Source organism: Kitasatospora sp. NPDC001309 (assembly GCF_042896295.1).
Lineage (GTDB): Bacteria > Actinomycetota > Actinomycetes > Streptomycetales > Streptomycetaceae > Kitasatospora.
The window spans coordinates 119,280-145,901 of sequence record NZ_JBIAXC010000011.1; the positions used below are offsets into that span (position 1 = coordinate 119,280).

Consider the following 26,622-nt stretch of genomic DNA (forward strand, 5'->3'; position numbering starts at 1 on the left):
CGGGCGGGAGGGCGCCGAACCCGCCCGAACCCGCCCGCCCGGTCGTCGATCAGCCGCCGTTCAGCTGTTGGCGCCCCGAGCGGCCACCGTCCAGCGGTCGACGACCTCCCCGGCCCGGACCACCTCCAGGGTGTCGGCCAGGTTCACCGGCGTGCAGACGTGGACCGGGACGACGGCGACCCGGGAGCCCAGGCGGGGAGTGGGCCCGCCCTCGGGCAGCACGACGGTGGCGTGGTGCTCGGACAGGGAGGCCACCACCGCATCCGGGTGGTCCGGGAGGTAGCCGTGACCGCGGACCCAGGGCGAGGCGTCGGAGCCCAGCACCTTGCTGCCCGCGTCGAGTACGAAACGACCGGGGCCCGGGCTGCTCACCACGGTCGCGAGCGCGTAGAGCCCGAGGTCGTCCGCGGTGCAGCTGCCGATGGCCAGCTGGGTCGCGTCGTTGAAGACGTACACCCCCGGGCGCAGTTCGTTCACCGCGCCGGACCGCCACTGCCCGGCCGTCGGCGTCGACCCGCCGCTCACCACCGGCACCGCGATCCCCACGGCCCGCAGCGCTTCCGCGGCCTCGCCGAGTGCCCGTTCCTCGTCGCGGGCCGCGTGCTCGCGGGCGCGGGGGTCGTGGCCGTAGCCGTGGCCGGGGAAGGTGAAGACGCCCGCCACCTCCAGCCCGGCGTCGACGGCGGCGAGGCCGATCTCGGTCGCGTCGGCCGGAACGACCCCGGTCCGGTGGTGGCCGGAGTCGATCTCGATCATCACCTGCACGGGGGCCGCCGCTCCCCGCAGCGCCCGCCCCAGCCGCCGGACACCTTCCACGGAGTCCGCCCCCACCCGCAGGGCGACCGAGTCCGCGAGGGCGCGCAGCCGACGGGCCTTGGCGTCGTCGACCCACAGGGGGTAGGCGATGAAGAGGTCGGACACGCCGTTCGCGGCGAAGACCTCCGCCTCGCCGACGGTGGCCACGCTCAGGCCCACCGCACCGGCGTCGAGCTGGCGCCGCGCGATCTCCGGGCACTTGTGGGTCTTGGCGTGCGGGCGCACCGCGAAGCCGCCGTCGAGGGCCGCCGCGCTCATCCGGGCGATGTTGCGCTCCATGACATCGGCGTCGACGACCAGCGCGGGGGTCGCCGGCTCCTCGGGGAGATGTGTGCTCATGCCCCATGATCACGCGTCCGGCCGACCTCCGGTTCCCGCCGCGCCCCCGTTCCTGCCGTGTCCCCGGTTCCCGCCGCGCCGGGGCCCTTACGGCCCGTACGGCCCGTCAGGCCTCCGCCGGACCGGGCCCGTCCGTCCCGGCAGCGCGAGGCGCGCCCGGCGGGATCGGCCCCAGGTAGGTGCCGCCGGAGGCGTCGACGGTCTGGCCGGTCACCCAGCGGCCGCGCGGGCCCGCCAGAAAGCCGACCACGTCCGCGACGTCCTCGGGCGTGCCGATCCGGCCCAGGGCGGTGATCGACTCCAGCCCGGCCATCGCCTCGGGGGCGCTGGTCCACGCGGAGGTCATGTCGGTGAGGATCACGCCCGGGTTGACGGTGTTGACGGTGATCCCGCGCCGGCCGAGGTCGTTGGCGAGCGGCGCGGCGAGCGCCTCCAGGGCCGTCTTGCTGACGGTGTAGCCGATCTGGAGCGGCGAGGCGATCCGGGCGGCCGCCGAGGCCACGTTCACGATCCGGCCGCCGTCCCGCAGCAGCGGCAGGGTCCGCTGGATCACGAAGAGCGGCGCGCGGACGTTGACCGCCATCACCCGGTCGAAGTCCTCCTCGGTGATCTCACCGATCGAACCGGCCAGGTGCACGCCCGCGTTGTTGACCAGGATGTCCAGGCCGTCCTCACCGCGCTCCGCCAACCCGGCGGTGAGGCCCTCGAACAGCCGGTCCGGCCCGTCGCCCCGGTCGAACCGGGCCGGTACCGCGAACGCCCGGCCGCCCGCCCCCTCGATCAGCTTCACAGTCTCCGCGGCGGCCTCCTCGTTGCCGCCGTAGTGCACCGCGACCAGCGCCCCGTCCTCGGCCAGCCGCCGTGCGACCGCCCGCCCGATCCCACGGGACCCACCCGTCACCAGTGCCGTCCTGCCGTCCAGCTCGCCCATGCCCGCCGTCCCTCCCACGCCCTCCCGGCCGCATCCGGGGTCGGGCCGGGTCGTCCCGCCCCGAAGCCGGACGACCCCTGATACCTGCCCGCCCCCGCAGGCCTGATGCGCGGGCTCAGGCGCCGGTCCGTCGGGTGGCCCGGTGGGTGGCGACGCGGACGCGGGTGGCGCAGCGGGGGGTGCAGTAGCGCTGGGGGGTGCGGCGGCCGGTGTCGATGTAGTGGCGGCCGCAGCCGGGGGCGGCGCAGCGGCCCCAGGCGCAGGTGCCGCGTTCGCTGAGCCACAGGCCGAGGGCGAGGGCGGCGGTGGAGAGCAGCCAGTGGGTGAGGCCGGCGTCGGCGGGGGCCCGGGTGTGCAGGGACCAGGGGCGGCCGGGGAGCCGGACGAGGTGCGGGCGGGGCGGGTAGCGGTCGAGGAGGGCGTTGATCGCCTCGGCGGCGTGGTCGGGGTCGTCGGTGTCGAGGACGGCGATCACGGGGGCGGTGGCCTCGCACAGTTCCCGGGCGTCGGCCTCGGTGAGGTGGAACGGCGGGCCGCCGTGGCGGTCCAGGAGGGCCTGGAGTTCGGCGGCGCCCGTGTCGGGGTTCGCGCGGACGGTGTTGGCGAGGTCGGCGAGGAAGTGGAGGCCGCGGGGGTTGTCCTCGGGTCCTCGGGAGGGGCCGGGGGGTTCGGGTGTCGGGTCGGGGGTCCGGGGCATGGGGTCGGGGTGTCCTCGTCTCCTGGGTGCTCTCTGCCGCCACCATGGTAACGTCAAAAGTCTCGAATAGCCGTTACGAAGGAGTGGCATGCGATTCCCGGCAACGACCTCCGTGCTCATCGTCGGCGCGGGCCCCGTCGGCCTGACGCTGTCCCTCCTGCTGTCCGGCCACGGCGTGGACCACCTGCTCGTCGAGGCGCACCCCGACACCTCCCGGCACCCCAAGGCCCGTGGCGTGTCGGCGCGTTCGATGGAGGTGTTCCGGCGCTGCGGCCTGGAGCCGGAGATCCGGCGGGCCGGCCTCCCGCCCTCCCAGGTGTACTTCTACCGCGGCCGCACCCTGGTCGACCCGGACTTCGTGCGCACCGGGGTCGCCGTGCCGGACGGCCCCGAGCGGACCCCGTCCCCCGGGCTGATCTGCTCCCAGGACGCCCTGGAGGCCGTCCTCGCCCGGCGCGCCCGGGAACTCGCCCCGCAGGCCGTCCGGTTCGCGACCCGGCTGGTGGCGTACACGGAGGACGCCGACGGCGTGGAAGCCGTCCTGGAGGATCGCGGCAGCGGTGAGCGGCACACCGTCCGCGCCGACCGGCTGATCGGCTGCGACGGCGCGTCTAGCACCGTCCGCGCGGCCGCCGGGATCGCCATGGCCGGGCCGACCGGCCTCGGCCACTTCCTCGGCGTCCGCTTCGAGGCGCCCCTCGGCGAGGTCGTCGCCGACCGGGCCAGCGCCTCCTACTTCCTCACCGAGCCCGGCCGGGGCGGCTTCCTCGCCGTCGACAACGACCGGCGCTGGATCTACCAGCACCCGTACGACCCCGGCCGCGACGACACCACCGCCCTGCGGGCCGACCACCCGCGGCTGGCCCGGCTGATCCGCGAAGCGGCCGGGCTGCCGGGCCTGGCCGTGACCGTCCTGGACACCACCACCTGGCGGATGGACGCCCAACTCGCCGACAGCTACCGGAAGTCCAGGGTGCTCCTGGCCGGCGACGCGGCCCACGTGACGCCGCCGACCGGCGGGCACGGCATGAACACCGGCATCGGCGACGCCGACAACCTGGCCTGGAAGCTGGCCGCCGTCACGGCCGGCACGGCCGGCGACGCGCTGCTCGACAGCTACGAGGCCGAACGCCGCCCCGTGGCCCGCCAGGTCATCGACATCTCCCTCGCCAACTCCCGTGCCCGCACCAGCTACCGGATGGACGACGAACTGCTGCTCACCGCGGCCTACACCTCCACCGCCGTCCTCCCCGTCACCCTGGCGCCGCGCCCACCCCTCGACCCGGACGGCGCCCACCCCGACCCCGCCCCCGGCACCCGCCTCCCGCACCTGCCGCTCCCCACCGGCTCCACCCTCGACCTGGTCGGCCCGGGCTTCGCCCTCCTCACCGCCGACGCCGCCTGGCAGCGCCACGCCGACACCGCCACGGCCGCCGGCCTCCCCGTCGCCCTCCACCTCCTCCCCGCCGACCTGATGCGGTCGCTCACCCTCCCACCCACCGGCGCCACCCTGGTCCGCCCCGACGGCCACATCGCCTGGCAGGCCCCGCACCCGGCCGCCGAAGCGACCCAACTCCTCGACGTACTACGGCAGATCCTCGCCCGCCCCTGAGTCGCCCGCCCCTGGGTCGCCCGCCTCTGGGTCGCCTGCCCCTGAGTCGTGCGGCCCTGTTGTCGCGTGGGCCGAGACGGCCCGGTCGGACCGGAGAGCGTCCGCCCGTTCCACGAGGTGGTCGAGAACCGCGAGGGTGAGGTCCGCGAGGTCGGTCCGCGTGAGCGAGCCGACGTCGAGCCGGAACTGGGTCGCCAGGCGCCGCTGCCGGTCGTGGAAGAAGACCGGATGCAGCCGGGGTGTGCTCGCGCCGCTGGCGAGCCGGTCGCGCCAGCCGGCCAGGACCTCGGGATCGGCGGGGCCGTTCAGGCCGTCGTGCTTGTCGGCGCGGAGCGCCGCGGCCAGTTCCGGACGGCCCCGCCGGCGAAGGCCCTCCTGGATCGAGGACAGCGCCATCGCCGGTTGCAGCTCCACGGCCAGGTCGTGGGCTTCGAGCACGGCTTCCACCGTCGGCCTGGCACCGGTGAGGACGTCGACGCACGGCCGGAACAGCCAGGGCTGGCTGGGCATCCCACGGCCGGGGCAGCGCAGGTCCACGGCGATCCAGGCGTGGTCGGAGCCGGAGGGGTGGTGTCGCCAGGCCATCACCATCGGGTTTCCGCCGCTGGTGCTCATGGCCCTCGCTTCGGCTGAGCCCGGATGGTCGCGGCGCAGCGCGTCGTCGAGGGCGAGGGCCGTACGACGGCTCACCACGTCCGGCACGTACCAGCCGGAGGAACTCCCGATCGCACCGTCGGCCTCCGTTTCCCAGCTGTGCAGGACGTCGGTGATCCCGTGCGCGAGCCACGCGGCGTGCGGATCCGCGGCCGAGTGCCACGCCTGGAAGAGCGTGACGAGGCGCAGCGATCGCCACGGCTCGGTGGGCCGGGCGGCGTCGAAGGTGCAGTAGAACAGGGCCGGTACGGGGTCGAGGGTTTCGGCCCGGGCCCGGTAGCGGTTCAACTGATCGCCGTGCTCGTCGGAGGCGCCCTTCATCTCCAGCACGGCCACGGGACGGTCGTCCGACCGCCGGTACACCACGAGGTCCAGGCGGCCGGCAGGCTGTTTGACCTCGCGTCGACACCGGTACGGGCCGGGGGCGAGGCCGAGCAGGTCGATCAGGGGCTGGGGATCGCGCTCGAACAGGAAGGCCAGCAGGTCGCTCAAGCTGTTCTCGTTGGCGACCAGTCGTTCGAGGGCAGGGCTGGGTTCCGGCATCCGGAGATCATCCTCCACCGGCGGCGGCGTTGCGGGGCTGTTGCAGGGGGAGTGACGGCGGTCACGGTGGGGTGGGGTGGTTCGTGATCGGATGGTCGGATGGGTGAGTTCGGGACGGGTGGGGTGGTGCCGGTGAGGCGCGGGGTCGGTGCGGTGGGTGCGGTGGCGGCGGCGGCGGTGGTGCTGCTCGCGGGGTGCGGGAGCCAGGTGGCCGGGGCGGGCGGGGGGCCTTCGGTCGCCGGCTCCGGCAGTGCGGGGCCGTGCGGGGTGGCGTCGGCCTCGCCGGGGCCGGTGGCGAAGGACGGGGTGCGGATCACGGCGGCGAGTGCGGCCTGTGCGGAGTACGAGGTGACCAACCCGGGCGCGGAGGCGGCCGATGTGACGGTGGTGTTCGGCCGGTCGGGGGCGGCCGGGGGTGTGCTGGGCAACGAGACGAGGACGGTCAGGGATCTCGCACCGGGGGCGACCGGGAAGGGGCGGGTGGAACTGGACGGGAAGGGCTCGGTGCTGACGGTCGTCAAGGTGCGGAGCGTGCCGAGCGCCGAGGCCTCGCGCCCGGACGGGCCGTGCCCGGCCTCCGGGGTGCGGGTGAGCGCGGACGACGGGGATGCGGCGATGGGGTTGCGGGTGGTGGGGCTGCACCTGCGCAACTGCGGGACGGCCACGGTGAACCTCAACGGCTACCCGGACCTCCAACTCCTCGACGTGGGGCACCGGCCGGTCGACGGCGTGCGGCTCCTGCACGGGGGTGCGCAGATCGCGAGCGGCACCGGGGCGGACGACCCGCCGCGGCCGCTCGCGTTGAAGCCGGGCGAGGGGGCACGGTCCACGCTGGCGTGGCGCAACACCACCGAGGCGGGCGCGGGTGACGCGGTGAACGCCCCGTACGTGCGGGTCCGGGTGATGCCGGGCGCCGCGCCGGTGACGGTCGTGCCGGAGCTGGACCTGGGCACCACCGGGCGGCTGGGTGTCGGCGCCTGGGTGCGGGAGGACGGGCAGCCGCCGGCGACCAGGCCGCCGGCGGGGTGATCAGGGCTCGGCGGTCATGACTCGGCCGTCATGACTCCGGGGACGATTTCAGGTAGGTGAACTCGTTGGCCGGCCCGGCCGGGGACGAGTAGCCGTTGGACACCACGGTCACGTTGACGGTGCTGGGCCTGCCGAAGCCGGTGCTCGGGGCGGGCGCGTCGACGACGATCTCGTAGGGCGGCTGGACCTGCGGCGACGCCGCGGGGTTGGTACCGAAGAACACCTGGGCGTCGGCGCCGAAGTTGACGCCGGTGACGGTCACCGAGGTGCCCTCGGGGCCGGTGGCCGGGAAGAGGCCGGTGGTGATCACCGGTGGGGGGCCGCCGTAGGCGAACCGGCCGAAGGGGACGGCCGCCGAGGTGCCCAGCTCGGTGGTGACCCGGACGTCGACCACGCCGACTCCGGGAGGCGCGTGGAGGCTGATCGCGAGGCCGTCGCCGCTGACCGCGAGGTCCTGGCCGGGGACGGGGCCGAAGTCGACGGCCGCGCCCGGGCCGAAGCCGCTGCCGGCGACGGCCAGTGCGGTGCCGCCCTCCCCGGAGTTCGTGGAGAGGGCCCGCACCACCGGGCCGGCCAGGACGTCGGGGGCGCCGAGCAGGCCCAGGTAGGTGGAGTTGGCGTGCTGGAAGGCGACCTGGCCCAGGAAGTCCGCGAGTGAGCTCTTGACGAAGTCCGGGTCGTGGGTCCGGCCGTAGTCGATGGCCAGGGGCACGGCCTGGCCGGGCTGGGCGTATGGGTGGGGACCGGGCAGACCGGCGATCACCGAGATGACGGCGTCCACCTCGTCGTTCGCCGCCGGTCCGGGGGGAGCCGGGTACCAGCCCTCGGCGTCGTCGAGCGAGGTCCAGGCGAGCGGCACGACGTCGTAGGGGTTGTAGTAGCGCGCGTTGACGATCCACGGCAGGGAGTCGACGTAGTCGGCGAAGTCCGGGCCGCCGGCGGTGGGGGCGGCGAAGGTGCAGAGGCCGAACTGCGGGGTGGCGCCGGGCCAGGACCGTGCCTGGAGGTAGGGCGCGACCATGGTGGCGATGCAGCCGCCGAGGCTGTGGCCGATCACGTACACCGTGGGGGTCTGCGCGGCCCCGGCGAGGGCTTCGGTGAGCGCCTGCACCAGGGTCACGCCCCCGCTGCTCATGGACACGACCTGGGTGAAGGCCGCCATCGCGCCCTGGGACACGGACACCGGGGCGGACGGTGCGCCGACGGCGGTGAACGGCACCACCGTGCCGACGTCGAGGTCCTCCAGCAGGTCGGTCACGTTGCCGACCGTGCCGCGGAGGACCACGGCGAAGCTGCTGGAGGAGGGGTCGGCCGCCAGGTACGCCAGGTTGGCGTTGTCGGGGGCCAGCGCCAGCCACCGGAGGCTCCAGTCGGCGCCGGTGGCGAGGTCGGTGTCGGCCAGCTGCCGGGTGATGCCCAGGAACACCCGGTTCAACTGCTCCGGCACCGTCTCCCCGGACGGGCGCGGGGTGGCGGCGGTCGCCGCGATCGCGGCGAGGGTCATCGCCACTTGGGGTGTCATCGGTGCGGTCTGCTCCGCCGCCATGCCCGCTCCTCGGGATCGCCTGGTGGGACAGGGAGGATCGTGTCCGATCGGCTTCCCGCCGCGCCCGTCCGACGCGGTGCCGGATCCCCGCGTCACGCCACCGGGCGTACACCGGCCCCGGGTGCGAAGCCGGTGCGCGCGCCCGTCCGGTCGGGGTCAGGGCGCGAGGTCGATGATCACCTTGCCGGGGTGGTCCTCCCGTTCGGCGGCGATGTCGGTCACCCGGCGCGGGAAGTCGTCCAGGCCGATCCGCAGGGAGGTCAGCTTCTCCAGGGGGAAGGCGAGCGGGTGTTCGGCGCGCAGCCGGAAGCCCTCCTCGTAGTCCTCGCGGTGGCAGCCGTAGGCGCCGGCGAGGTGCAGCCGCTTGCCGTGGTGCTCGACCGGCTCGATGAGCTCCGCGCGGCGGATGGTGTCGACGTCGGCCCGGCCGGGCGGGTAGGTGTCGCCCCGGCGGGTGCCGCCGTAGACGAAGAGGACGGCGCCGTCGGCGGCCAAGTCGCTGGCGGTGTCCAGGAGTTCGGTGGTCGATACGGTGGTCGCCACGATCACCACGTGGTACCGGTCCTGGTGCTGCGGCGCCTTGGCGTCGGTGAGCGGGTGGATCTCCTCGGCGGCGAGCAGGCCCTGCTGCCGGGCGAAGGCGCGCCGGGCCTCGCCGCGGTTGAAGACGGTGGGCGAGGCGCCCAGGTGGCGGGCGTACAGGGCGAAGGTGAGGCCGGCGCAGCCGGCGCCGAGGACGGCGACGCGCCGGCCCCGGAGGTCGGTGAGAGCGGTGAGTTCGAGCAGTCTGCGGAGCGCGTGCACGATGCAGGCGAAGGGCTCGGGCATCCAGACGGCGTCCCGGATGCCGGCCTCGGGGACGCGCACCACGGCCTGGTCCAGCTGCGCCTCGGTGCCGTGGACGAAGACGTACTCGGCGAAGCCGGTGGTGCGGGTGGGGGTGATGTTGGGGTTGAGGGTGACGAGTTCGCCCTCCCGGAAGCCGGTCCGCGCGCCGGCGAAGGCGACGGTGCCGACGAGTTCGTGGCCGAAGAGCGGGCCGCGGTCCTCGGGGACGTCGCGCGAGCCGACGACCTCCTTGGCGTCGGCGCGGCAGATGCCCAGGTGGTGGGGCTTGATGAGGACGGTGTCGGCGCGGAGCGCGTCGTGGGGGAAGGGGCGGGTGCCGAGGCTCACCACGCCGTCCCGCAGGGTGGTGGTGGCGTACTCGGCCGGGAGGTTCGGCGCTTGGGGCACGGGGGCTCCTCAGGGGCGGGAGGCGGACGGCTCGTGGGGGACGGACGGCAGGTGGGAGGCGGACGGCTGGTGGGTGCGGGCGAGGTCGCGGGCGCGTTCGAGGTCGAGGGCGAGGCGGACGGGGTCGCCGTCGCGGTGGTCGTTCTCCAGGACCAGCGCCTCGGGCCGGAACCCGTGCGCGGCGAGGGCGGCGAGGGACTCCCGGACCGGGCCGTCCCCGTCGCCGAGGAGGTCCCGCGCCACCACGCCGCCGGTGCCGTCCTTGAGGTGGACGTGGGGCGCGAGCCAGGGGTGGACGGCCTCGACCAGGGCCACCGCGTCGACCCCGGCGACCCGCGGGTTGTAGGTGTCCAGCAGCAGCCGGAAGCCGTCCGCCGCGACCTGGTCGACCAGGCGGCGGGCGCGTGCCGGGTCGAGGTCGTTCTCGTTGGCCAGCAGCAGCCCGCGGGCCCGGGCCTCCGCCGCCGCCCAGGCCAGTACGGCGGCCGTGCGGTCCAGTTCCGCGCGGTCGGTGACGGCGCTGCGGCGGAAGCTGGGGACGAAGGCCAGCGGGGCACCGAGGGCGTGGGCGGCGTCCAGCACCCGGATCAGGACGCGTCGGACGCGCAGCGCGTCCCGGCCGCCCGGCGGGGCGTGCAGGCCGATGTCGTTGAGGGTGTTGCCCGCGACGGCGAGCGGTCGGACCCGGAGCCGGGCGCAGTGCTCCAGGATCCGCTCGACGGTGCCCGGCGCGTCGAGCCACGGCCCGCGGCCGGGGCCGCCGAGGTCGAGCTGGAGGCCGTCGGCGCCGGCCCGGTGGGTGAGCCGGACCGCGTCGAGGTGGTCCCCGGGCAGGCGCCAGCCGGCCAGCCCGAGGAGCGGGGCGGCGGTCACGAGGCGGCGCCGGCCGCGGCCCTCGCGGTGGCGGTGGCGGTGGCCGGGACGGGGCGGCTCTGGGAGAGCGGCAGCCCCTCGCCGACCGGGCGCCAGCCGCCCTCGGGGTCCACCACCAGGTGGGCGCCGTGCAGTCCGGCGCCGGCCGTCGCCGCGAGCTCGCGGGCCAGCGGGGCGAAGCTCGCCGGGCGCATGTACGCGGTGTAGTCGAAGCCGTCGGGGCGCCGGCGCCGGATCCCGGGGGTGTCGACCATGCCGGCGGGCAGGGCCTGGACGATCCGCAGCGCCTCGGTGCCCGGCGGTTCGGCGGCCTCCTCCTGGGCGACGGAGTCGAGCAGGGCGGCGGCGCCCGCCTTGGTGGCGGCGTAGCCGGAGCGGCCCGGCCCGGCGTTGTAGACGACCTCGGAGGAGATGCCGAGGAACACCCCGGGGCGGTCGGGGCGGCGCAGGGCCGGGACGGTCCAGGAGAGGGTGAGCCAGAGGCCGTGCAGGTTGACGTCGAGTTGGCGGCGCCACTCGGCCTCGGTGCACTCGCGGAAGAGGGTCCGCCGGTCGCCGTAGTGGACGGCCGAGTAGCAGACGGCGTGCAGCGGTTCGGCGCCGGCCAGGGACAGGTTCTCGGCGACCCGGTCGGTGTCGGTCAGGTCGGTGGCCGCCCAGCGCAGCCGCTCGGCCCCGGGGCCGGCCGGGCGCGAGCGGCTGAGCACGGTGACGTCCAGCCCGGCATCGGCCCAGGCGTCCGCGACGCCACGGCCGATGCCGGTGGACCCGCCGACGACCAGGGCGCGGCGGCGGGTGCGGTCGGGCGCGGTCACTGGGCCTCCAGGGGTGTGGGCGGCGCCGGGGCGAAGCGCACCGCGAGTTTGACGAGCCGGCTCCCGGCGACGCTGCGTCCGCCGCCGGCCGAGAGCCCGGTCATGATCCGGGCGGCCTCCGGCGGCCCGACGACGTGCGTCACCAGGTCGCGGTAGGCCTCCGGGTGGTGGCACAGCTCGGCGGCGGCCTCGGCGAGGTGGTCGTTGCCCACGCCGCGGTGGCCGGTCAGCCGGACGCGTCGGCCGTCGGCGGTGCGGGTGGTGGTGAAGGCGTACGGGACGGGGTGCCCGGCGCAGTTGGCGGCCCGGACGGCGGCCAGGTCGACGCCGGGCAGTTCGGTGACGGCGGCGCCGGGCGGGAGGCCGCCGAACAGGTCGACGGTCAGGTCGCCGGTCGCGTCGTCGTCGAGGTGGTCCGAGAGTCCGGGGCCGCCGAGCCGCAGGGCGGCGGCGAGCGCGGCGAGGGTCCCGTCGCGCGGGGTCGCGAGCAGGGCCGCGACCGGCCCGGAGCCCACCGGGGGCACCGGGTTGAGCGTCAACTCCGCTCCGGGGAAGGCCCGTTCAGCGCTCCAGGCCAGCCCGTCCGGGGTGTGGTGGACGAGCAGGACGCGGACGTCGGCGCCGAGCCGGCGGCGGGCGGCCCGGACGGCGAGCTGCCCGATCGTCCCGTCGCCGTACACCACCAGGGTCCGGGGACGGCCGGCGGCCAGCAGGCCGAGGGCGTACCGGACGGCGGCCAACGGCTCGATCAGGGCGCCGAGCACCGGGTCGGGCTCCTGCGCCAGCGGCACCACCAGGCCGTCCCGGACGGCCGTCGCCGGGATCAGGGTGCGTTCCTGGAGCAGGCCGTCGACGTTGTGCCCGAGCAGGAAGGACGGGTCCGTCCGGTGGGTCGGGTTGACCACCACCGGGGTGCCCGGGCGGCGCAGGGCGGCGGGGACGCCCGGGCCGGCGGCGACCACCCGGGCGATGCCCTCGTGGCCGATCACCGGCGCCGGGTCGTCGCGCAGCCCGCGCAGCATCTGGATGTCCGTCCCGCACAGCCCGGCGACCTGGGTGGCGACGAGGAGTTCGCCCGGGGCAGGGGCCTGGGTGGGACGCAGCCGCAGCCGTACACCGCCGGGCTCGCGGACCAGCGCGCGGTGGCTGGGGACGCGCTCGGCCGTCGTCACGTCGACGCTCCGGCTCCGGCCGCGATCCCGGCCCCGGCGAGGCTGTCGGCCTCGCCGGGGGCGGTGACGGTGATCCGCCGGTGCAGCCAGTCGGGGGTGCGGTCGCTGGTCAGGTAGAGGCCCTCGCGGGTGAGGTGGCCCAGCAGGGCGCGCCGGTAGTGGTGGCCGAGGCCGTGGACGACGCCGCCGGTCAGCACCACCTCGTCCAGCTCGGGGTCGAGGCAGAGCGCGGTGCGCAGGACGGCCGCGACGGGGGCGGTCGCGGCGTCGAGCAGGTCGGCGGCGAGCGTGTCCGGCCCGGGGCGTCCGTCCTGCCCGTCCCTCCCGTCCTGGGCACGCTGCGCGCCGGTCCCGTCCTGCTCGTCCTGCTCGTCCAGGGCCCGGCGCAGTGCCGGCTCGAAGGCGGTGCCGCCGGCGGTGAGCCGACCGAGCCGGGAGGCCGCCCAACGGGCGGGCTCCCGGTGGGCGAGGGTGTCGGCCAGCCGGGCGATGCCGGGGCCGGAGGCGTAGGCGGCGAGGTGGCCGGGCCGGCCGCAGTCGCAGGTCAACTCCACGGTGCTGCCCAGGAGTTCGGCGTGCACCGGTAGGTGGCCGATCTCGCCCTGCAGTCCGCTGTCGTCGACCGGGATCCGGCGCTGCCGCTGGTCGAGCACCCGGCAGGCGATGCCGGAACTGATGGTCGCCAGCAGGACCTTGCGGTGGCCACTGCGCTCGGCGGCCGCGGCGGCGTGCAGCAGCGCGGCGGTGACGTCGTTGACGATGTGCCACCGGACGTCCGGGCGCCGGGCGGTCAGCGCGGCCCGCAGGTCGTACGGCTCGCTGTGCTCGCCCCACAGCGGGGCGGAGGCGTAGACGAGCCCGGAGCGGTGGTCGAGGGCCGCGCCGAAGGAGATGCCGACGACGGGGGCCGGGGTGTGCGGCACGCCGGCGCACAGCTGGCGGACCATCATGTCCTGGAGCTCGGCGACGGTGGCCGAGGGGAAGCGCTTGAAGCTGGGGGAGGGGTGCGTGGTGCGGGTCCCCAGCCCGCCCCGGCGCTGCCAGACGGCCCGGCGGATGTGGGTGCCGCCGACGTCGAAGACGGTGATGTCCGCAGGCGCCTGGCCGCCCGGCGAGGCGTCCGGCAGAGTGTCCCGGCCGCCGCCCGGCGAGGTGTCCGGAGAGGCGTCCGGCGAGGCCTGGGGCACGGTGCCCGCGCTCATACCGCCGCGCCGACGAGTTCGGCCCGCGCATCCGTCGTCCAGGCGCCGATGAACTCCAGGGCCCGGCCGAGCTCCGCCGGGGTGAGGTCGTTGGCGAAGACGACGGAGCCGATGCCCCGGGTGAGCGGGACGCGCTGGAGGCCGTCCCGGTGCTTGACCGCGTCGGCGAGCGCCTCCTCCAGCAGCTCCTGGGTGAAGATCGGGTGGGCGACGGGGAGTCGGAAGCCCTGGAGGAGTCTCAGTGCCCGGTCGGTGTCGTGCGCGGAGAGGTGGCCGCGGAGGTGGGCGAGGGCGAGGCAGATGGCCATGTCGACGGCGACGGCCTCGCCGTGCAGCAGGGGCGGGTCGGCGCGCAGTTCCAGGGAGGGGCTGAACGTGTGGCCGTAGTCGACGGAACGTTCCAAAACCTGTTCCCAGAGGTTGGGTTCCAGTTCGTCGAGCATCCCGGAGATGGCCCGGGACAGCACCTCGCTGACCGCCGAGCCGCAGCCGCCCAGGGTCTCGGGGGTGATGTCGCCGACGGTGGCCTCCAGCAGGTCGAACAGGACGGCGTCCTTGACCAGCGCCATCTTGATCACCTCGGCGATGCCGTTGGCGACGTGCCGGGGGTCGATGGTGCGCAGGAAGTGCGGTTCGATCAGGGCGAGTTCGGGGGCGAAGTAGGCGCCCAGGCGGTTCTTGTGGTGGCCGTGGTTGATTCCGGTCTTCACGCCGATGCCGGCGTCGATCTGGCCGACCAGCGTGGTGGGGACGCGGATGTAGGGCACGCCGCGGCGGTACATGCTCGCCGCGAAGCCGACGATGTCGAGGACGACGCCGCCGCCGACGGCGACGACCTTCTCGGCGCGGCGCAGGATGCCCATCCGGGACATGGCCTCGGTGACGAGGACGGCCTGCTCCAGGGACTTGGCGTCCTCGTCGCCCTGGACGACCTGCCAGGTCGCGTCGATCAGCCAGCGGTCGAAGTACGCGGCGAAGCGCTCGTGGTAGAGCGCGTCGACGGCGGAGTCGATCGCGAGCAGGCAGCGGAAGGGCCTGCCGTGGCCGCCGCCGACGGCGCGGGCGAGGGTGGGGTCGTCGAGGTCGAGCAGTCCGCGCACCATGCTGACGCTGTAGGCGATGGGTTGCTCGGCCCGGACGTTCCAGTGTAGGCCGGGCGGCTTGGGGAGATCCGCTACCGGGTTCAGGCCGGTCGGGCGGTGGTGCGTGGTCGGGCCGGGGAGTGGGGTACCGGACATGACGAAACCTCCGTGAGCGTCCTCGAGCGGGGGAGTGGGCGGTGGGAACGAGTCGACCGTCCGCCTGTTGTCGGCCTCGAACGCTAGTGCTCGATCCGTATACACGGCAACGTGATGGCGGTCACAGTAGATGCATTCGAATGCATATTTCTGGACTGTTACTTCGCATGGAGTCCTGTTGCGGGGAGGTGAAGCGGCATGAAGCGGCCCCGGTCGCGGGCGGTGGCCTGCGACCGGGGCCGGTGCGGGGAGGGGGTGCTCAGTCGATCGGCACCGCGGGCGCGTACCGCAGCCGGGCGACGAGCGAGGCGGTGGAGTCGCTCAGGGCGGCCGAGTCGAGCGCCTCGGCGAGGGCCTTGCGCAGGGTCTGCTCGGCCTCCCCGGCCAGCCGCCGGCCGGCCTCGGTGATCCGCACGTCCACCCCGCGCTTGTCGTCCAGGGCGCTGCGCCGCACCACCCACTCGGCGTCCTCCAGGCGGGCGGTCATCCGGCTGACCGAGGGCTGGTTGGCGCCCAGGGTCTTCACCAGGTCCGACATCCGCAGGGTGCCGTCGCGCTGCTCGGCGAGCGAGAGCAGGAGCAGCAACTCGTTCATGGAGACCCCGTGGCTGCGGGTCAGCCGCCTGCCCGCGGTCGCGTTGACCTGCTCCATCAGGCGGGTGAGCTGTCGCCAGATGGCGATCTCGTCCCGCCCGCTCCCCGGTCCCCATGTCTCCATCGACGCGGCCCCTCACTGAGTCCTTCGGAACGTTCTGCTTGTCCGTCCGCCACTGTTTTCCAGCGTAACTCTTTGCGGCAGTTGACCACCCAGGCACGTTCGTCCATTATCTATATGCAATCGCATACATCATCCTTGAACCTGGCTCCCTACGAAAGGCTTGGGTCGCCATGCCACTGCCCCTCCTGGCCCTGATGCTCGGAGTGTTCTGCGTCGGCACCGCCGAGGTCGTCATCGCGGGGATCCTGCCCGAGATGTCCGCCGATCTGGACGTGACCATCCCGACCGCCGGCCTGCTGGTCACCGGTTACGCGCTGGGGGTGACGATCGGGGGGCCGATCATCACCCTGCTGACCACCAAGTGGTCCCGCAAGGGGCTGCTGCTCACCCTGATGGGCGTCTTCATCGTCGGCAACGTCATCGCCGTGCTCGCCCCCAACTACCCCACGCTGATGGGCGCGCGCATCTTCACCTCGCTCAGCCACGGCACCTTCGCCGCCGTCGCCTGGCACGTCGCCGCCCTGATGTCCCCGCCGGACAAGCAGGCCACCGCGATGGCCAAGATCGCGCTCGGCTTCAACTTCGCCAACGTGCTCGGCTCCCCGATCGGCACCTTCATCGGACAGCACTTCGGCTGGCGGGCCACCTTCGGCTACGTCACCGGCTTCGCCGTGCTGTGCCTGCTGCTGATCGTCAGGTTCGTGCCCGGCGCGCTGTCCACCGAGGGCGAGGGGGGCGCGGAGGGGAGCCTGTCGCTGCGCGAACAGATGAAGGTGTTCCGCAAGGGGAGTCTGCAACTGTCCATGCTGATCACCGTGTTGGCCCAGGGGGCGGTCTTCACCACCTCCACCTACCTGGCCCCGCTGCTGCGCGACATCGGCCACTTCGCGCCCGCCATGGTCGGCATCCTGCTGATCGTCTTCGGCATCGGCTCCGTCCTCGGCAACATCCTGGGCGGCAGGGCCGCCGACGCCAACGTGATGCGCGGCGTGCTGCGCGCCCAGAGCGCCCTGCTGGTCGCCCTGCTGCTGTTCTGGCTCGCCGCGCCCCACCAGGTCCCGGCCGCGATCGCGCTGTTCCTGTTCGGCGCCGCGGGCTTCTCCATCATCCCGGCGCTCCAGGCACGGATCCTCGCGGTGGCCGCCGCCGCGCCCGCCCTCGCCCTCTCGGCCAACGTCTCCGCGTTCAACCTGGGCAACGGGCTCGGCGCCTGGCTCGGCGGCGCGACCATCGACCTCGGCTACGACGCCCGGGCCGTCACCCTCACCGCCGCCCTCGCCACGGCGGTCGCCCTGACCCTCTCGGTGCTGATGTGGGCCCGCGGCCGCCGCGAGGCGCCGGAGCCCGCCGCCGCCGCGCCCGCCGCCCGCGCGGACGGCGTGGACGCCGAACTGGCCCGGAAGGCCTGACCCCCGGAGCCCGGACTCCCCGCCGCCGCGCCGCCCGCCGTCCCACCGGCGGGCGGCGCGGCGGCGGTTTTCGGTCACCCCGGGCGAAGGGGAAATAGGCTTGCCGCCATGACCGTTCGCGCTGGTGTGGACACGATCTTCACTCGACCCGCGGAGCCCGACACCCGGCGCCGGACCGCCCGCCGTACGCAGTCCGATCGCACCCTGTCCGATCGTGCCCCGTCCGGTCGCACCCCGTCCGTCCGCCCGCCGGGCACCACGGACCCCGGACCGACGGCCGGCGGCGTCCTGGACGAGCTGTCCGAGGTGCTCTTCGCCCCGCTGCCGCGCAGCGACCAGCGCGCCAAGGGCGCCCTCTACCTGCGCGGGCTGATCGCGGCGGAGGGCCGCAAGTCGATCCGGAACATCGCCGCCCAGGTCGGCGGCCCCGAACTCGCCCAGAGCCTGCACCACTTCATCGCCGCGTCCACCTGGGACTGGGAGCCGGTCAGCAGGGCGCTGCAGCGCCACGCCGACAACGAACTGCGCTTCACCGCCTGGGTGGTGCAGGCGCTGCCGGTCCCCCGGAAGGGCCGGCAGGCGATCGGCATGTGGGGCGTGGCCAGCGACGTCACGGTGCCGGTCAGGTGGCACCTGGTGCCGTTCGGCCAGGCGGCGGCCGGGTGCGTCGCGGCGGCCGCCCGGGTGTGCGACCCGAGCACGATCGGGCCCCGCCCGGTCGTCCTGGACCTCCCGGGGGCCGAGCTGGGGCCGGTCTTCGACCGTTACGCGCGGGCGGGCGCGCCGTTGCTGTCCGCCGTCCCCGCCACCCTGCCGGTGCTGGACCAGGGGGCGGGCCGCGGTGCGGGCCGGGGCGGCCGCTCGCTGCCCGCCGGCCGGGTGCTGCAACTGCACCGGATGCTCCGCCGGCCGGTGGAGTGGACGGACCCGGCGACGGGCGCCGTGCGCCGGAGCCTGGTCGGCGGCGTGCCGGTGGAGTGGGCCGGGCTGCCGCTGCTGCTGCTGGGGCAGTGGGACGCCGGGCAGGAGCAGCCGGTCGGCTGCTGGCTGACGAACCTGACGGCGACGCCGCTCGGGGTGCTGCTGCGGCTGGCGAAGCTCCCGCGGCGGGTCGAGCAGGACTTCGCCGGTTCCGCCTCGCACGTCGGGGCCCTGGACGACTACGAGGGGCGCGGTGCCGACGGCTGGCACCGCCACATGACCCTGGCGGCCGCCGCGCACGTGGCCCAGGTGGTGGCCGCGGCGCGGGCCCGGGTCCGTCCGTGGACCCACTGCATGGTGTCGATGGAGCGGATGGGCCGCTCGTTCTGAGCGTACGGAGCGGGAGCCACGGCGCACCGACCACGCAAATCGGACATCGCCCGTTTCAAACCTCGGAGTTCGTCCTGTGTCACCTCGGCGGGAGGTTCTGACACAGGCAACGTGACCGCATCGCCCGGTCCGTCCCCCCGGAGCCATCATCGGAAGCATGCGAATTCTGGTTGCCGGCGGTGGTGTCAGCGGTCTGGCCACGGCGGTTGCGCTGGGGGCGCGCGGCCATCACGTCCTCGTCCTGGAGCAGCGGCCGGTGCTCACCGGGGACGGGGCGGGCGTCCGGCTGGCGCCGCCCGCGTTCCGGCTGCTGGACCGGCTCGGCATCGGCGACGCCGTCCGCGAACGGTCCCTGGTGATCGACGAGTTCCGAGTGATGGACGGCGCGACCGGGGAGCCGGTGAGCGCGATCGCCCTGCCCGCCCGGCACGGCGACGGCCGCCCGACGCACGCGACGGCCCACCGGCTGGACGTCTACGAGCCGCTGCTGGAGGCCTGCTGGGAGCTGGAGTCCGTCCAACTGCTCGCGGACAGCCGGGTGGTCGGCTACACCGAGCACGGCGAGTCGGTGGTCGCGACGCTCGCCGACGGACGCAGCGTCACCGGCGACGCCCTGATCCTCTCCGGCACGGCCCGCTCGGTCGTCCGCCGGGACCCTCGGTGGGCCGACCGCACCCCGCGGTCGCGGCTCGCGGTCTACCACACCGTTCTCCCGATGGAACTGGTCGCGGACCGCTGGCAGGACGGCGCCGCCACCAGCTGGGTCGGCGCGCAGTGGCAGGTGGCGCACTTCCCGCTGCCCGACTCCCGTTACCTCAGCCTCTCCGCGACCCGCCACCGGTACGGCGGAGCCGACCTGGACGGCACCCGGGTCGACCTGGAGCAGGTGCTCGCGGCCTTCCCGGAGATCGGCTACGCCGCCCGCAACGTGCTGACCATGGGCCGGGACTGGCGCGCCTGGACCGTCCCCGACCGGGCCGCCGGGGCGGGCCGGGTCCGCGGCCGGGTCGCCCTGGTGGGCGAGCGCGCCGAAGCATCCGGCCCGCTGGAGGACCCGGGCGGCCTGCGGCACGCGCTGGAGGACGCCGTCGACCTGGGCACGGGCTGGGACGCCTCGGCGGGCGACGCGCTCCGCTGGCTCGCCGACTTCGACGCCCGCCGCACCGCGCCGGCCCCGGAGGTCCCGACCGGCTGCGGCGGCGGGCTGCGCTGACCGTGCCGCCACCGGAACGGCGCCCCGGCCCCGGGTGAGCGTCAACTCACCGTGCCGGAGAGCCGGTTCCCCCCGCTCAGCGGTGCCAGGCCGGGTCGGTCACGATCGCCTTCAACCGGTCGGTGTCGAGCGCCGGATCGCCCCGGCGGTAGGTGTAGGAGTTCTCGCCGTTGCCCTCCGAGATCTGCACCCGGCTGCCGTCCGGGTAGTGCACGGCGGCCAGCCAGTGCAGCACCGGGTCGGTCGCGGTCTTCCCGTTGCCGAAGCGGTTGGTGACGACGACCGCCCCGTCCGGCCGCTTCTCCCGCACCTCCAGCGGGGTCGGCAGGTCGCCGCCCATTCCGGCGAACTCGTCGCGGCCGCGCTGGGACGGCGGGTCCGCGTTGACCACCAGTCGGCTGGTGCGGCCCTCGAAGGTGAGGATGAGCGCGCCGTGCTCCGGGTCCTGGCTCTGCACCTCGGCCCCGGCGGGCAGCAGCGGGACGAGCTTCGCGAGCAGGCCCGGGCCGGCGGGAGTGGTGGCGGTCGGTGCGGGCGTCAGGCCGGCGGCGGGCCCCGGGGTGCCGTCGGCCGGGCGGAGGGTGGCGAAGATCCGGTCCCAGGCCGGGGAGGTCACCAGGGCCGTCAGCTGGGCGGCGTCGAGCGGCGGGTTCGGCCGGTTCGCCGTGGCGGGCTGCCCGTTGTACTCGGTGAACTCGATCCGCCGGCCGTCCGGGGCCGCCCAGGTGACCCGCCATTCCCGGCCGTTCTCGGGGTGCAGGCTGCGCAGCTTGTCGATCACCAGGACCGAGCCGTCCGGCCGGACCGTCCGGTCGCAGGAGTCCTGCGGCATGTCGGTCGGGTCCATGCAGACCGCGCTCACCTCGGGCTTGAAGTCCGTCCGTTGGGCGCTGAACATGAGGATGCTCGCTCCCGCGCCGTCGTCGAACAGCAGGGTGGTGCCGGTCCGGTGCGGGTCGGCGATCCCGCGCGAGCGGTCGGTGAGGCCCGTCACCGTGCCCTTCGGCAGCAGCTCGGTGAACAGCGCGTTCAGCTCCTGGTCGGACAGCGTCGGCAGGGCGGGGCCCGGCGGGCCGACCGGGCCGACCGGGCCGGAGGTGCCGCCGCGGACGGCCGCGAAGCCGCCGGCCCCGGCCAGCACCAGCACCGCGAGGCCGCTCGCGAGGACGGCCCGGCGGTTGCGCCGCCGTCGGCGGCCGCGCTGCTCGGCCTGCGCGGCCAGGGCGTGGTGCACCGGCTCGGGGGCCAGCTCGGCGGCGCCGCGCAGGGCGCGGGCGAAGCCGTCGGTCAACGCGTCCGCGAATGCGTCGTCGTCACTGGGCATGGCGCAGCACCGCCTTCCGGGAGGGGCCGTCGGGGCCGGTCTTCGTGCGGGATCCGTCCGTCGCCGTCCTGCTTCCTGTCGCTGTTGATCCGCTCAGGACCGCGTCGAGGTCCTCGCCCAGCACGGCGCGCAGCCGCGCGAGGGCCCGCCGGGAGCGGGTGCGGACGGCGGCACTGCTCAGCCGCAGCACGGCGGCGGTCACCTCGACGCTGCGGTCCTCCCAGAAGCGCAGCACCAGCACCGCGCGGTCCGGGGCGGGGAGTTCGGCGAGGGCGCGTAGCAGGGTCAGCCGCAGCGCCGGGTCCGGGTCGTCGACGCCGACCTCGGGGAACTCGTCGGTGACGCGCTCGGAGGCGCTGCGCTTGCGCCGGTAGGAGAGGAAGGTGTTGACCAGGACGGTCTGGGCGTAGCCGCTGGGGTTGTCCAGCCGGGATATCCGCCGCCACTTGAAGTAGATCCGGCCGAGGGCCTCCTGCACCAGGTCCTCGGCGAGGTGGGCGTCACCGCCGGTGAGCAGGAAGGCGGTGCGCAGCAGGTGCCGGGCGCGGGCGGCGACGAAGTCCGGGAACTCCGGCCAGGGTGGTTCGGGCGACGCTGCCGCACGCGATTCTTGATCCATACCTTGGTAACGCGGTGGGCCCGGCATCGTGTGACAGTCCGTTCGCCGGGGGTTCGTCAGGCCTTCGTCGGAGCGCCGTCGGAGCGCCGGCCGGGCGCCGTCAGGGCGCCGGGCTCGGCTGCCGGGCCCGGCGGGAGCCTACCCGGGGCAGGGCGGCGGTGCCGAGGGCGAGCCAGCCGGCGGCGAGCAGCCAGCCGCCGAGGACGTCCAGGGGCCAGTGCACGCCGAGGTAGATCCGGCTGAGACCGACGGCCGCCGCGAACAGCAGGGCGCCCGCGACGGCGGCCCTGGTGGCGGCCGGGTGGGCGCGGGTCACGGCGAGGGCGAGCAGGCCGGCGCAGAGCGCGGAGGTGAAGGAGTGGCCGGACGGGAAGGAGAAGCCGGAGGCGGCGGTGGCCCAGTCGGCGTGCGGTGGGCGGGGGCGGGCGCAGGCCGCCATGAGGCCGTAGCGCAGCAGTTGGCCGGCGAGCAGCCAGAGCAGCGGGGCGAGCAGCAGCAGGACGGCCCGGCGGGTGGGGCGCGGGGCGGGCAGGGCCCGGACGGTGACGGCGCCGGCGGCCAGGGCGAGCAGGTAGGGCACCGCGCCGGTGCCGAGCGAGGTGACCGCCGCGGCGGCCGTCCGGGCGGCGGACGGCCGGTGGGCGGTGCTCCAGTCGGCGGCGTCCCGCTCGAAGCCGTACGGTGCCCAGCCGTGCTCGGCCAGCAGGGCCGCCAGGGCCGCGAACAACAGCAGCGCGGCCGCGGCCGCGGCCGCCCACCGGCGGGGCCGGGCGGTCGGCGGGTGGTCCATCGTGGCGGGCGCCCTTCCTCGGGAGACGGGGGTGCGGGCTCGCGCCCCGCGGCCGGGGCGGTCAGCCCGCCGCCATCGGACGGTACATGCCGATCGAGTCGTGGGTCGCGGTGTCCTTGAAGCCGAACCGCTCGTAGAGGAGGCGTGCGGGCCCGTCCGCGATCAGCGAGACGTAGGCGGTGGCGGGTGCCCGGCGGTCCAGTTCCTCGGTGAGGGCGGCCATGATGCGCTTGCCGAGGCCGCGGCCCTGGTGGGCCGGGTGGACGCAGATGTCGACGATCTGGAACGCGGTGCCGCCGTCGCCGATGATCCGGCCCATGCCGATCGGCTCGCCCTCGTGGTGCAGGACCACGCCGTACCAGGTGTTGGGCAGGCCGATCGCGACGTCCTCGGGGGCCCGGTCGGAGAGGCCCGCGTCGGTGCGCAGGCGGCGGAAGACCTCGACGGTGGGGACACCCGGGCGCAGCTCGTAAGGGTCATTCTTGCTTGTCATGCATTACATCGTACAGGTCGGGTGCGACGGGTCCCCCTCCCGGCGCGCGTGCCCGAACCCTCCGGTCCGCCGCTGCCCGTCCGCACGGCGATCATCCTTGACGGAGCGTCGGCGGGTGGCGGAAAGCCCGGATCCGGCACCTCGGGGAGCCGGATCCGGGCCCCGGAGACCCCGGGGGGGGGGGGAGGTGCCCGGAGGTGGTCGGAGGGCTCGCCGTACCATGTCCGACCTGTGGGTTTCGTCAGGGCGTGGAGGGGACGGGCGGGTGGCCAGGGTCGAGTGGGCCGGTGGGCTGGGACGGCTGGTGGGCGCGGCGGCCGAGCTGGGGGAGGCGGGCCGGCAGGCGGTGCTGCGCGGCGGGCGGTCCGCGGCGGGCGGGCGCTGGGCGCTGGCGGCTCTGGGCTCGGTGGCCCCGCCTCCGGTGCCGGCCACCGAGCCGTGGAAGCTCGCGCTGGGCACGCTGATCGGCCGTCACCCCCGGACGCCGGCCGTGGCGCACAAGCTGCTCGGGCTGCTCGACGGCTACGGCGCGGTGCACCTGGGGCCGGTGCGGGTCGGTTTCGACGGTGAGGAGGTCGAGTGGGACAAGGTCGTCGAGATCCGTACCCGCAACGCCTTCGAGGTGCTGACCACCAGTGCCCTGGAGCAGGACGTGGACCGGATCCGCGAGTTCCTCCCGCCGGTGCCCGGCCGCAAGTGGGCGGTCACCAAGGCGGGTGAGGCGCTGGCCACGGTCGTCCTCGCGGCGCTCGAACGCGGCTCGGTCGACCAGCGGCTGGACGAACTGACCGTTCCGGCCCAGATCGTCCACCGCGGCCTGCTCGGCCGGCCGCGCACCCTGGACGCGGGCTGCTTCGCCGCCGCCGCGCTGGTGATCGTCGGTCAGGCCGGGGAGAGCCTGATCGCGACCGCCCGGCAGCGGGGCATCCCGGTCCGGCCCGCCGAGGCCGTGACCGAGGCGGACCGGGCGGAGCACGTCGCGGTGCTGCGCGAGCGCACCGACGCCGTCGCCCGGCTGCTGGGCCGGATCGAGCAGGGCGATCCGGAGCAGTCGGGGCGGCCGGAGCAGTTCGATCGCCCCGAGCAGCCGGGGGAGCTGCCCGCGGTCTCCCTGGACAAGGCTCCCGCGGCCGCGGCCCCGGGCCTGTCCGATCCACAGCCCCGCCCGGCGGGATGATTCGACTCTTGGACGGTGTTGCGGCGACGGTGGGGGAGGAGCCCGAGGCGGCGGAAGCGATGGCGGTGACCGGGACGGTGTTCCGTGGCGAGGAGCTGCCCGCGAGCGAACGCTTCGACTGCTGGCGGGAGTTGCTGGAACGGACCCGGGCCTGCGAGGCGACCAGCGCCCACGCCGGCGACTTCCGGGCGGAGCTGCGGCGGGCCGAGCTGGGCGAGGTGGTCCTGCTCGGGACGTCGTTCCCGTCGGTGCGCTTCCGGCGGACGGAGCGCATGGTGCGCCGGGCCGACACGGGCGTCTACCACCTGTCGTTCCTCCAGCAGGGCACCATGGCGCTGACCCGCGGGGCCGGCCGGACGGAGACCCTCGGGCCGGGCTCCCTGCACCTGGTGGACAGCTCGCACCCGTACGACCTGCGGACCTTCGGCGGCCCGACCGACGGGGGCACCGTCCCCCGGCTCTCCGGGGTCGGCGTCGACTTCCCGGCCGAACTGCTGCCGCTGCCGCCGCACCGGCTGCGCGACCTGCTCGGCCGCGCCTTCTCCGCCCGGGAGGGCTCGGCGGCGCTGCTGTCGCAGTTCCTGGTCGGGCTGGACCGGCAGGCGACGGCGCTGCGGCCGGCCGAGGCGGCCCGGCTGGGGACGATCGTGGTCGACCTGGTCGCCGCCTGGGTCGCCGGGGAGCTGGAGGCCGAGGCCGCCGTCCCGGAGGAGACCCGGCACCGGGCTCTCGCCGAGGCGGTGCGCGCCTTCGTCCGGCGCAACCTCCAGGACCCCGACCTCACCCCCGCGACGATCGCCGCCGCCCACCACGTCTCCGTCAGCCACCTGCACCGGGTCTTCACCCGGGAGGCGCCGGACGGCGAGACCCTCGCCGCCTGGATCCGCGGCCAACGCCTGGACCGCGCCCGCCGCGACCTCGCCGACCCCGCCCAGCGCACCACCGCCGTCCAGGCCGTCGCGGCCCGCTGGGGCTTTCCCCGCGCGGACGATTTCAGCCGGGCCTTCCGGGCCGCGTACGGGCTCCCGCCCCGTGAGCACCGCTCCCGGGCGCTGGCCGAACGGGCGGCCGAGGGCGGGTGAGCCCGGCTGGGCCGGGTGCGGCCGCGCGCGGTGGGGTGCCGCCGGGTGGGCCGGGTGCGGCCGGACGGTCGGCGGGCCCGGTGGTGCTACTCGGAGCGAGCGGGCCGTCGGGGTGCCCGGTGGTGGTGGCCGGAGGAACCCTGGCCGTCACGGTCGGTGGCCGTCCGGCCGCCGCCACCGGTGCTCCGACCGCCGCCGGTGCCGCGGGCGCTGCCGGAGCCGGGGGAAGGACGGCCGCGTCGGCCGTGACCCGCCGACGGGCCGCGGCGCGACCGCTCGACCACGGGGTCGGGCACGGTGACGGGCACGCCGCTGGGCACCCGGGCCCCGGTGATCCGGGCCAGGTCCTCGTCACCGGCGGTGACCCTGGTGGTGACGGGCGTGATCCCGGCGGTGCTCATCATCCGGACCGTCCCGCGGCGCTGCTTGGGCAGCACCAGCGTGACGACGGTGCCGGACTCCCCGGCCCGGGCCGTGCGCCCGCCCCGGTGCAGGTAGTCCTTGTGGTCGGTCGGCGGCTCCAGGTTGACGACGAGGTCGAGGCCGTCGATGTGGATGCCCCGGGCGGCGACGTTGGTCGCGATCAGCGCGGTCACCTGGCCGGTGCGGAACTGCTCCAGGGTGCGGGTGCGCTGCGCCTGGAGCTTGCCGCCGTGCAGGGCCGCGGCCCGCACCCCGGTCGCCAGCAGCTCCTCCACCAGCCGGTCCGCGCCGTGCTTGGTCTCGGTGAACATGATCACCCGGCCGTCGCGGGAGGCGATGTGGGCGATCGTGGCGCCCTTGTCGTAGTTCTGCACGTGCAGCACGTGGTGCTCCATCGTGCCGACCGCCCCCGCGGCCGGGTCGACCGAGTGGGTGACCGGGTCCGTCAGGAAGCGTCGCACCAGGCCGTCGACCCCGCGGTCCAGGGTCGCGGAGAACAGCATCGTCTGGCCGCCCCGGTCGATCTGGTCGAGGATCTCGGTGACCTGCGGCAGGAAGCCCATGTCGGCCATCTGGTCGGCCTCGTCGAGCACCGTGATGCCGACCTGGTCCAGTCGGCACTCGCCGCGCAGGACGAGGTCCTTGAGCCGGCCGGGGGTGGCCACCACGATCTCCGCCCCCCGGTTCAGCATCCAGGCCTGGCGGCTGAGCGAGGTCCCGCCGACCACGGTCGCCGTTCGCAGCCGCAGGGCGCGGGCGTACGGGGTGAGGGCCTCGGTGACCTGCTGGGCGAGCTCGCGGGTGGGGACCAGCACCAGGACCAGCGGACAGCCCGGCTCGGCCCGGCGCCCGGCGGTGCGGGCGAGCGCGGCGAGGCCGTACGCGAGGGTCTTGCCGGAGCCGGTACGGCCCCGGCCGAGGACGTCGCGGCCGGCCAGCGAGTTGGGCAGCGTCGCGCCCTGGATCGGGAACGGCGTGGTGACGCCCTGGCGGGTCAGCGTCGACAGCAGCGGCTGGGGCAGGTCCAGCTCGGTGAAGGACTCGACCGCCGGCAGCGCCGGGGTGGAGCTCTCCGGAAGTGCGAACTCGCCCTGTCCGGCGGGGCTTTGGGGGGTGTTCCGGCCGACGGGGCGGCGGCCCCGGAAGGGCCGGCCGGCGGAGCGGGAAGCGGTGGTGGGGCGGACGTCTGCGTCTCGGTAGGAGGAGCGACCGGAGCGGGTCATGCGGGAACCTTCCTCAGGGCGGCACGTCACGAGGAAGGCTCCGGTGGCGCGGGGCGCAGGGGAGACCGCAGGGAACGGGCCGGAAGTGTGACGGGCGGAGCGTGGACGGTCGGACCGTGCGGGGTACGTCACCGCAG

The 26,622-nt window shown here is 75.4% G+C and carries 24 protein-coding genes; 7 read left to right on the forward strand and 17 right to left on the reverse strand.

All coding sequences use genetic code 11. The features are described 5' to 3' along the window. Nucleotides 1-60: 60 nt before the first annotated feature. The 3 genes from ACFY2K_RS14300 to ACFY2K_RS14310 form a co-directional block, all read right to left on the reverse strand. Nucleotides 61-1,155, reverse strand: a complete 1,095-nt coding sequence (locus tag ACFY2K_RS14300) for an alanine racemase (protein WP_380400372.1) — start codon at nucleotides 1,153-1,155, stop codon at nucleotides 61-63. 106 nt (nucleotides 1,156-1,261) lie between these two features. After that, a complete protein-coding gene (locus tag ACFY2K_RS14305; protein ID WP_387711513.1) occupies nucleotides 1,262-2,086 on the reverse strand; it encodes an SDR family NAD(P)-dependent oxidoreductase in 825 nt (274 codons plus the stop codon). Nucleotides 2,087-2,201: 115 nt separating this feature from the next. After that, complete coding sequence (locus ACFY2K_RS14310) at nucleotides 2,202-2,783, reverse strand: CGNR zinc finger domain-containing protein (protein ID WP_380642560.1); 582 nt, start codon at nucleotides 2,781-2,783, stop codon at nucleotides 2,202-2,204. 88 nt (nucleotides 2,784-2,871) lie between these two features. On the opposite strand from ACFY2K_RS14310, the gene ACFY2K_RS14315 reads away from it, so the two are divergent. Beyond that, on the forward strand, nucleotides 2,872-4,395 hold the full coding sequence (locus ACFY2K_RS14315) for an FAD-dependent monooxygenase (RefSeq protein ID WP_380593076.1): 1,524 nt from the start codon (nucleotides 2,872-2,874) through the stop codon (nucleotides 4,393-4,395). Here ACFY2K_RS14315 and ACFY2K_RS14320 read toward each other — a convergent pair. Next, the gene (locus tag ACFY2K_RS14320) at nucleotides 4,369-5,592 is read right to left on the reverse strand and encodes a hypothetical protein (protein ID WP_387711515.1); all 1,224 of its coding nucleotides are present in this window, start codon (nucleotides 5,590-5,592) and stop codon (nucleotides 4,369-4,371) included. The genes ACFY2K_RS14315 and ACFY2K_RS14320 overlap by 27 nt on opposite strands. Before the next feature lie 99 nt (nucleotides 5,593-5,691). Between ACFY2K_RS14320 and ACFY2K_RS14325 the strand changes: the two genes are divergently transcribed. After that, on the forward strand, nucleotides 5,692-6,621 hold the full coding sequence (locus ACFY2K_RS14325; protein WP_387711516.1) for a DUF4232 domain-containing protein: 930 nt from the start codon (nucleotides 5,692-5,694) through the stop codon (nucleotides 6,619-6,621). Nucleotides 6,622-6,649: 28 nt separating this feature from the next. Here the strand turns inward: ACFY2K_RS14325 and ACFY2K_RS14330 are convergent, their stop codons facing one another. The 8 genes from ACFY2K_RS14330 to ACFY2K_RS14365 all read right to left on the reverse strand — a co-directional run bounded on the left by ACFY2K_RS14330 (nucleotide 6,650) and on the right by ACFY2K_RS14365 (nucleotide 15,421). After that, complete coding sequence (locus ACFY2K_RS14330) at nucleotides 6,650-8,167, reverse strand: IPT/TIG domain-containing protein (protein WP_387711518.1); 1,518 nt, start codon at nucleotides 8,165-8,167, stop codon at nucleotides 6,650-6,652. Between the two features lie 156 nt (nucleotides 8,168-8,323). After that, entirely contained in the window at nucleotides 8,324-9,403 is a 1,080-nt protein-coding gene (locus ACFY2K_RS14335; protein WP_387711520.1) for an alcohol dehydrogenase catalytic domain-containing protein, read from the reverse strand. 9 nt (nucleotides 9,404-9,412) lie between these two features. Next, nucleotides 9,413-10,276, reverse strand: coding sequence for a sugar phosphate isomerase/epimerase family protein (locus tag ACFY2K_RS14340; protein ID WP_387711522.1), 864 nt, complete (start codon nucleotides 10,274-10,276; stop codon nucleotides 9,413-9,415). Continuing rightward, nucleotides 10,273-11,091, reverse strand: coding sequence for an SDR family NAD(P)-dependent oxidoreductase (locus ACFY2K_RS14345; RefSeq protein ID WP_380522965.1), 819 nt, complete (start codon nucleotides 11,089-11,091; stop codon nucleotides 10,273-10,275). The genes ACFY2K_RS14340 and ACFY2K_RS14345 overlap by 4 nt, the downstream gene beginning before the upstream one ends. Next, nucleotides 11,088-12,263, reverse strand: coding sequence for an alcohol dehydrogenase catalytic domain-containing protein (locus ACFY2K_RS14350; protein WP_380522966.1), 1,176 nt, complete (start codon nucleotides 12,261-12,263; stop codon nucleotides 11,088-11,090). Before ACFY2K_RS14350 ends, ACFY2K_RS14345 begins: the two co-directional genes overlap by 4 nt. Continuing rightward, a complete protein-coding gene (locus ACFY2K_RS14355) occupies nucleotides 12,260-13,465 on the reverse strand; it encodes an ROK family protein (RefSeq protein ID WP_387711525.1) in 1,206 nt (401 codons plus the stop codon). Before ACFY2K_RS14355 ends, ACFY2K_RS14350 begins: the two co-directional genes overlap by 4 nt. After that, a complete protein-coding gene (locus ACFY2K_RS14360) occupies nucleotides 13,462-14,703 on the reverse strand; it encodes a sedoheptulose 7-phosphate cyclase (protein WP_387711527.1) in 1,242 nt (413 codons plus the stop codon). The genes ACFY2K_RS14355 and ACFY2K_RS14360 overlap by 4 nt, the downstream gene beginning before the upstream one ends. Nucleotides 14,704-14,962: 259 nt before the next feature. Beyond that, the gene (locus ACFY2K_RS14365) at nucleotides 14,963-15,421 is read right to left on the reverse strand and encodes a MarR family winged helix-turn-helix transcriptional regulator (RefSeq protein ID WP_380522969.1); all 459 of its coding nucleotides are present in this window, start codon (nucleotides 15,419-15,421) and stop codon (nucleotides 14,963-14,965) included. Between the two features lie 170 nt (nucleotides 15,422-15,591). Between ACFY2K_RS14365 and ACFY2K_RS14370 the strand changes: the two genes are divergently transcribed. From ACFY2K_RS14370 to ACFY2K_RS14380, 3 genes are all read left to right on the forward strand, one after another. After that, complete coding sequence (locus ACFY2K_RS14370) at nucleotides 15,592-16,830, forward strand: MFS transporter (RefSeq protein WP_380522970.1); 1,239 nt, start codon at nucleotides 15,592-15,594, stop codon at nucleotides 16,828-16,830. A 108-nt stretch (nucleotides 16,831-16,938) separates the two neighbouring features. Beyond that, the gene (locus ACFY2K_RS14375; protein ID WP_387711529.1) at nucleotides 16,939-18,141 is read left to right on the forward strand and encodes a transposase; all 1,203 of its coding nucleotides are present in this window, start codon (nucleotides 16,939-16,941) and stop codon (nucleotides 18,139-18,141) included. A gap of 157 nt (nucleotides 18,142-18,298) precedes the next feature. After that, nucleotides 18,299-19,354, forward strand: a complete 1,056-nt coding sequence (locus ACFY2K_RS14380; protein WP_387711531.1) for an FAD-dependent monooxygenase — start codon at nucleotides 18,299-18,301, stop codon at nucleotides 19,352-19,354. A gap of 76 nt (nucleotides 19,355-19,430) precedes the next feature. Here the strand turns inward: ACFY2K_RS14380 and ACFY2K_RS14385 are convergent, their stop codons facing one another. From ACFY2K_RS14385 to ACFY2K_RS14400, 4 genes are all read right to left on the reverse strand, one after another. Next, nucleotides 19,431-20,678: a hypothetical protein gene (locus ACFY2K_RS14385; RefSeq protein WP_387711533.1), complete on the reverse strand. Its 1,248-nt coding sequence runs from the start codon at nucleotides 20,676-20,678 to the stop codon at nucleotides 19,431-19,433. After that, the gene (locus ACFY2K_RS14390) at nucleotides 20,668-21,297 is read right to left on the reverse strand and encodes a SigE family RNA polymerase sigma factor (RefSeq protein WP_387711535.1); all 630 of its coding nucleotides are present in this window, start codon (nucleotides 21,295-21,297) and stop codon (nucleotides 20,668-20,670) included. The genes ACFY2K_RS14385 and ACFY2K_RS14390 overlap by 11 nt, the downstream gene beginning before the upstream one ends. Nucleotides 21,298-21,397: 100 nt before the next feature. Further along, nucleotides 21,398-22,087: a phosphatase PAP2 family protein gene (locus tag ACFY2K_RS14395; RefSeq protein WP_380591468.1), complete on the reverse strand. Its 690-nt coding sequence runs from the start codon at nucleotides 22,085-22,087 to the stop codon at nucleotides 21,398-21,400. Between the two features lie 61 nt (nucleotides 22,088-22,148). Beyond that, nucleotides 22,149-22,580, reverse strand: coding sequence for a GNAT family N-acetyltransferase (locus ACFY2K_RS14400; RefSeq protein WP_387711537.1), 432 nt, complete (start codon nucleotides 22,578-22,580; stop codon nucleotides 22,149-22,151). Between the two features lie 265 nt (nucleotides 22,581-22,845). Between ACFY2K_RS14400 and ACFY2K_RS14405 the strand changes: the two genes are divergently transcribed. Together ACFY2K_RS14405 and ACFY2K_RS14410 are read left to right on the forward strand one after the other, a co-directional pair. After that, entirely contained in the window at nucleotides 22,846-23,757 is a 912-nt protein-coding gene (locus ACFY2K_RS14405; RefSeq protein WP_387711539.1) for a hypothetical protein, read from the forward strand. Between the two features lie 8 nt (nucleotides 23,758-23,765). After that, a complete protein-coding gene (locus tag ACFY2K_RS14410) occupies nucleotides 23,766-24,839 on the forward strand; it encodes a helix-turn-helix domain-containing protein (protein ID WP_387711541.1) in 1,074 nt (357 codons plus the stop codon). Between the two features lie 86 nt (nucleotides 24,840-24,925). Here ACFY2K_RS14410 and ACFY2K_RS14415 read toward each other — a convergent pair whose 3' ends face one another. Beyond that, the gene (locus tag ACFY2K_RS14415) at nucleotides 24,926-26,485 is read right to left on the reverse strand and encodes a DEAD/DEAH box helicase (RefSeq protein ID WP_387711542.1); all 1,560 of its coding nucleotides are present in this window, start codon (nucleotides 26,483-26,485) and stop codon (nucleotides 24,926-24,928) included. Nucleotides 26,486-26,622 lie beyond the last annotated feature (137 nt).

Bases quoted from the DNA above. Each gene is read 5' to 3' on its own strand.
- ACFY2K_RS14330 (WP_387711518.1), bottom strand. From the start codon at position 8,167: ATGGCGGCGGAGCAGACCGCACCGATGACACCCCAAGTGGCGATGACC.
- ACFY2K_RS14415 (WP_387711542.1), bottom strand. From the start codon at position 26,485: ATGACCCGCTCCGGTCGCTCCTCCTACCGAGACGCAGACGTCCGCCCC.
- ACFY2K_RS14400 (WP_387711537.1), bottom strand. From the start codon at position 22,580: ATGACAAGCAAGAATGACCCTTACGAGCTGCGCCCGGGTGTCCCCACC.
- ACFY2K_RS14385 (WP_387711533.1), bottom strand. From the start codon at position 20,678: ATGCCCAGTGACGACGACGCATTCGCGGACGCGTTGACCGACGGCTTC.
- ACFY2K_RS14305 (WP_387711513.1), bottom strand. From the start codon at position 2,086: ATGGGCGAGCTGGACGGCAGGACGGCACTGGTGACGGGTGGGTCCCGT.
- ACFY2K_RS14390 (WP_387711535.1), bottom strand. From the start codon at position 21,297: ATGGATCAAGAATCGCGTGCGGCAGCGTCGCCCGAACCACCCTGGCCG.
- ACFY2K_RS14325 (WP_387711516.1), top strand. From the start codon at position 5,692: ATGGGTGAGTTCGGGACGGGTGGGGTGGTGCCGGTGAGGCGCGGGGTC.
- ACFY2K_RS14395 (WP_380591468.1), bottom strand. From the start codon at position 22,087: ATGGACCACCCGCCGACCGCCCGGCCCCGCCGGTGGGCGGCCGCGGCC.
- ACFY2K_RS14360 (WP_387711527.1), bottom strand. From the start codon at position 14,703: ATGTCCGGTACCCCACTCCCCGGCCCGACCACGCACCACCGCCCGACC.
- ACFY2K_RS14300 (WP_380400372.1), bottom strand. From the start codon at position 1,155: ATGAGCACACATCTCCCCGAGGAGCCGGCGACCCCCGCGCTGGTCGTC.
- ACFY2K_RS14380 (WP_387711531.1), top strand. From the start codon at position 18,299: ATGCGAATTCTGGTTGCCGGCGGTGGTGTCAGCGGTCTGGCCACGGCG.
- ACFY2K_RS14365 (WP_380522969.1), bottom strand. From the start codon at position 15,421: ATGGAGACATGGGGACCGGGGAGCGGGCGGGACGAGATCGCCATCTGG.
- ACFY2K_RS14375 (WP_387711529.1), top strand. From the start codon at position 16,939: ATGACCGTTCGCGCTGGTGTGGACACGATCTTCACTCGACCCGCGGAG.
- ACFY2K_RS14320 (WP_387711515.1), bottom strand. From the start codon at position 5,592: ATGCCGGAACCCAGCCCTGCCCTCGAACGACTGGTCGCCAACGAGAAC.
- ACFY2K_RS14310 (WP_380642560.1), bottom strand. From the start codon at position 2,783: ATGCCCCGGACCCCCGACCCGACACCCGAACCCCCCGGCCCCTCCCGA.
- ACFY2K_RS14370 (WP_380522970.1), top strand. From the start codon at position 15,592: ATGCCACTGCCCCTCCTGGCCCTGATGCTCGGAGTGTTCTGCGTCGGC.
- ACFY2K_RS14355 (WP_387711525.1), bottom strand. From the start codon at position 13,465: ATGAGCGCGGGCACCGTGCCCCAGGCCTCGCCGGACGCCTCTCCGGAC.
- ACFY2K_RS14315 (WP_380593076.1), top strand. From the start codon at position 2,872: ATGCGATTCCCGGCAACGACCTCCGTGCTCATCGTCGGCGCGGGCCCC.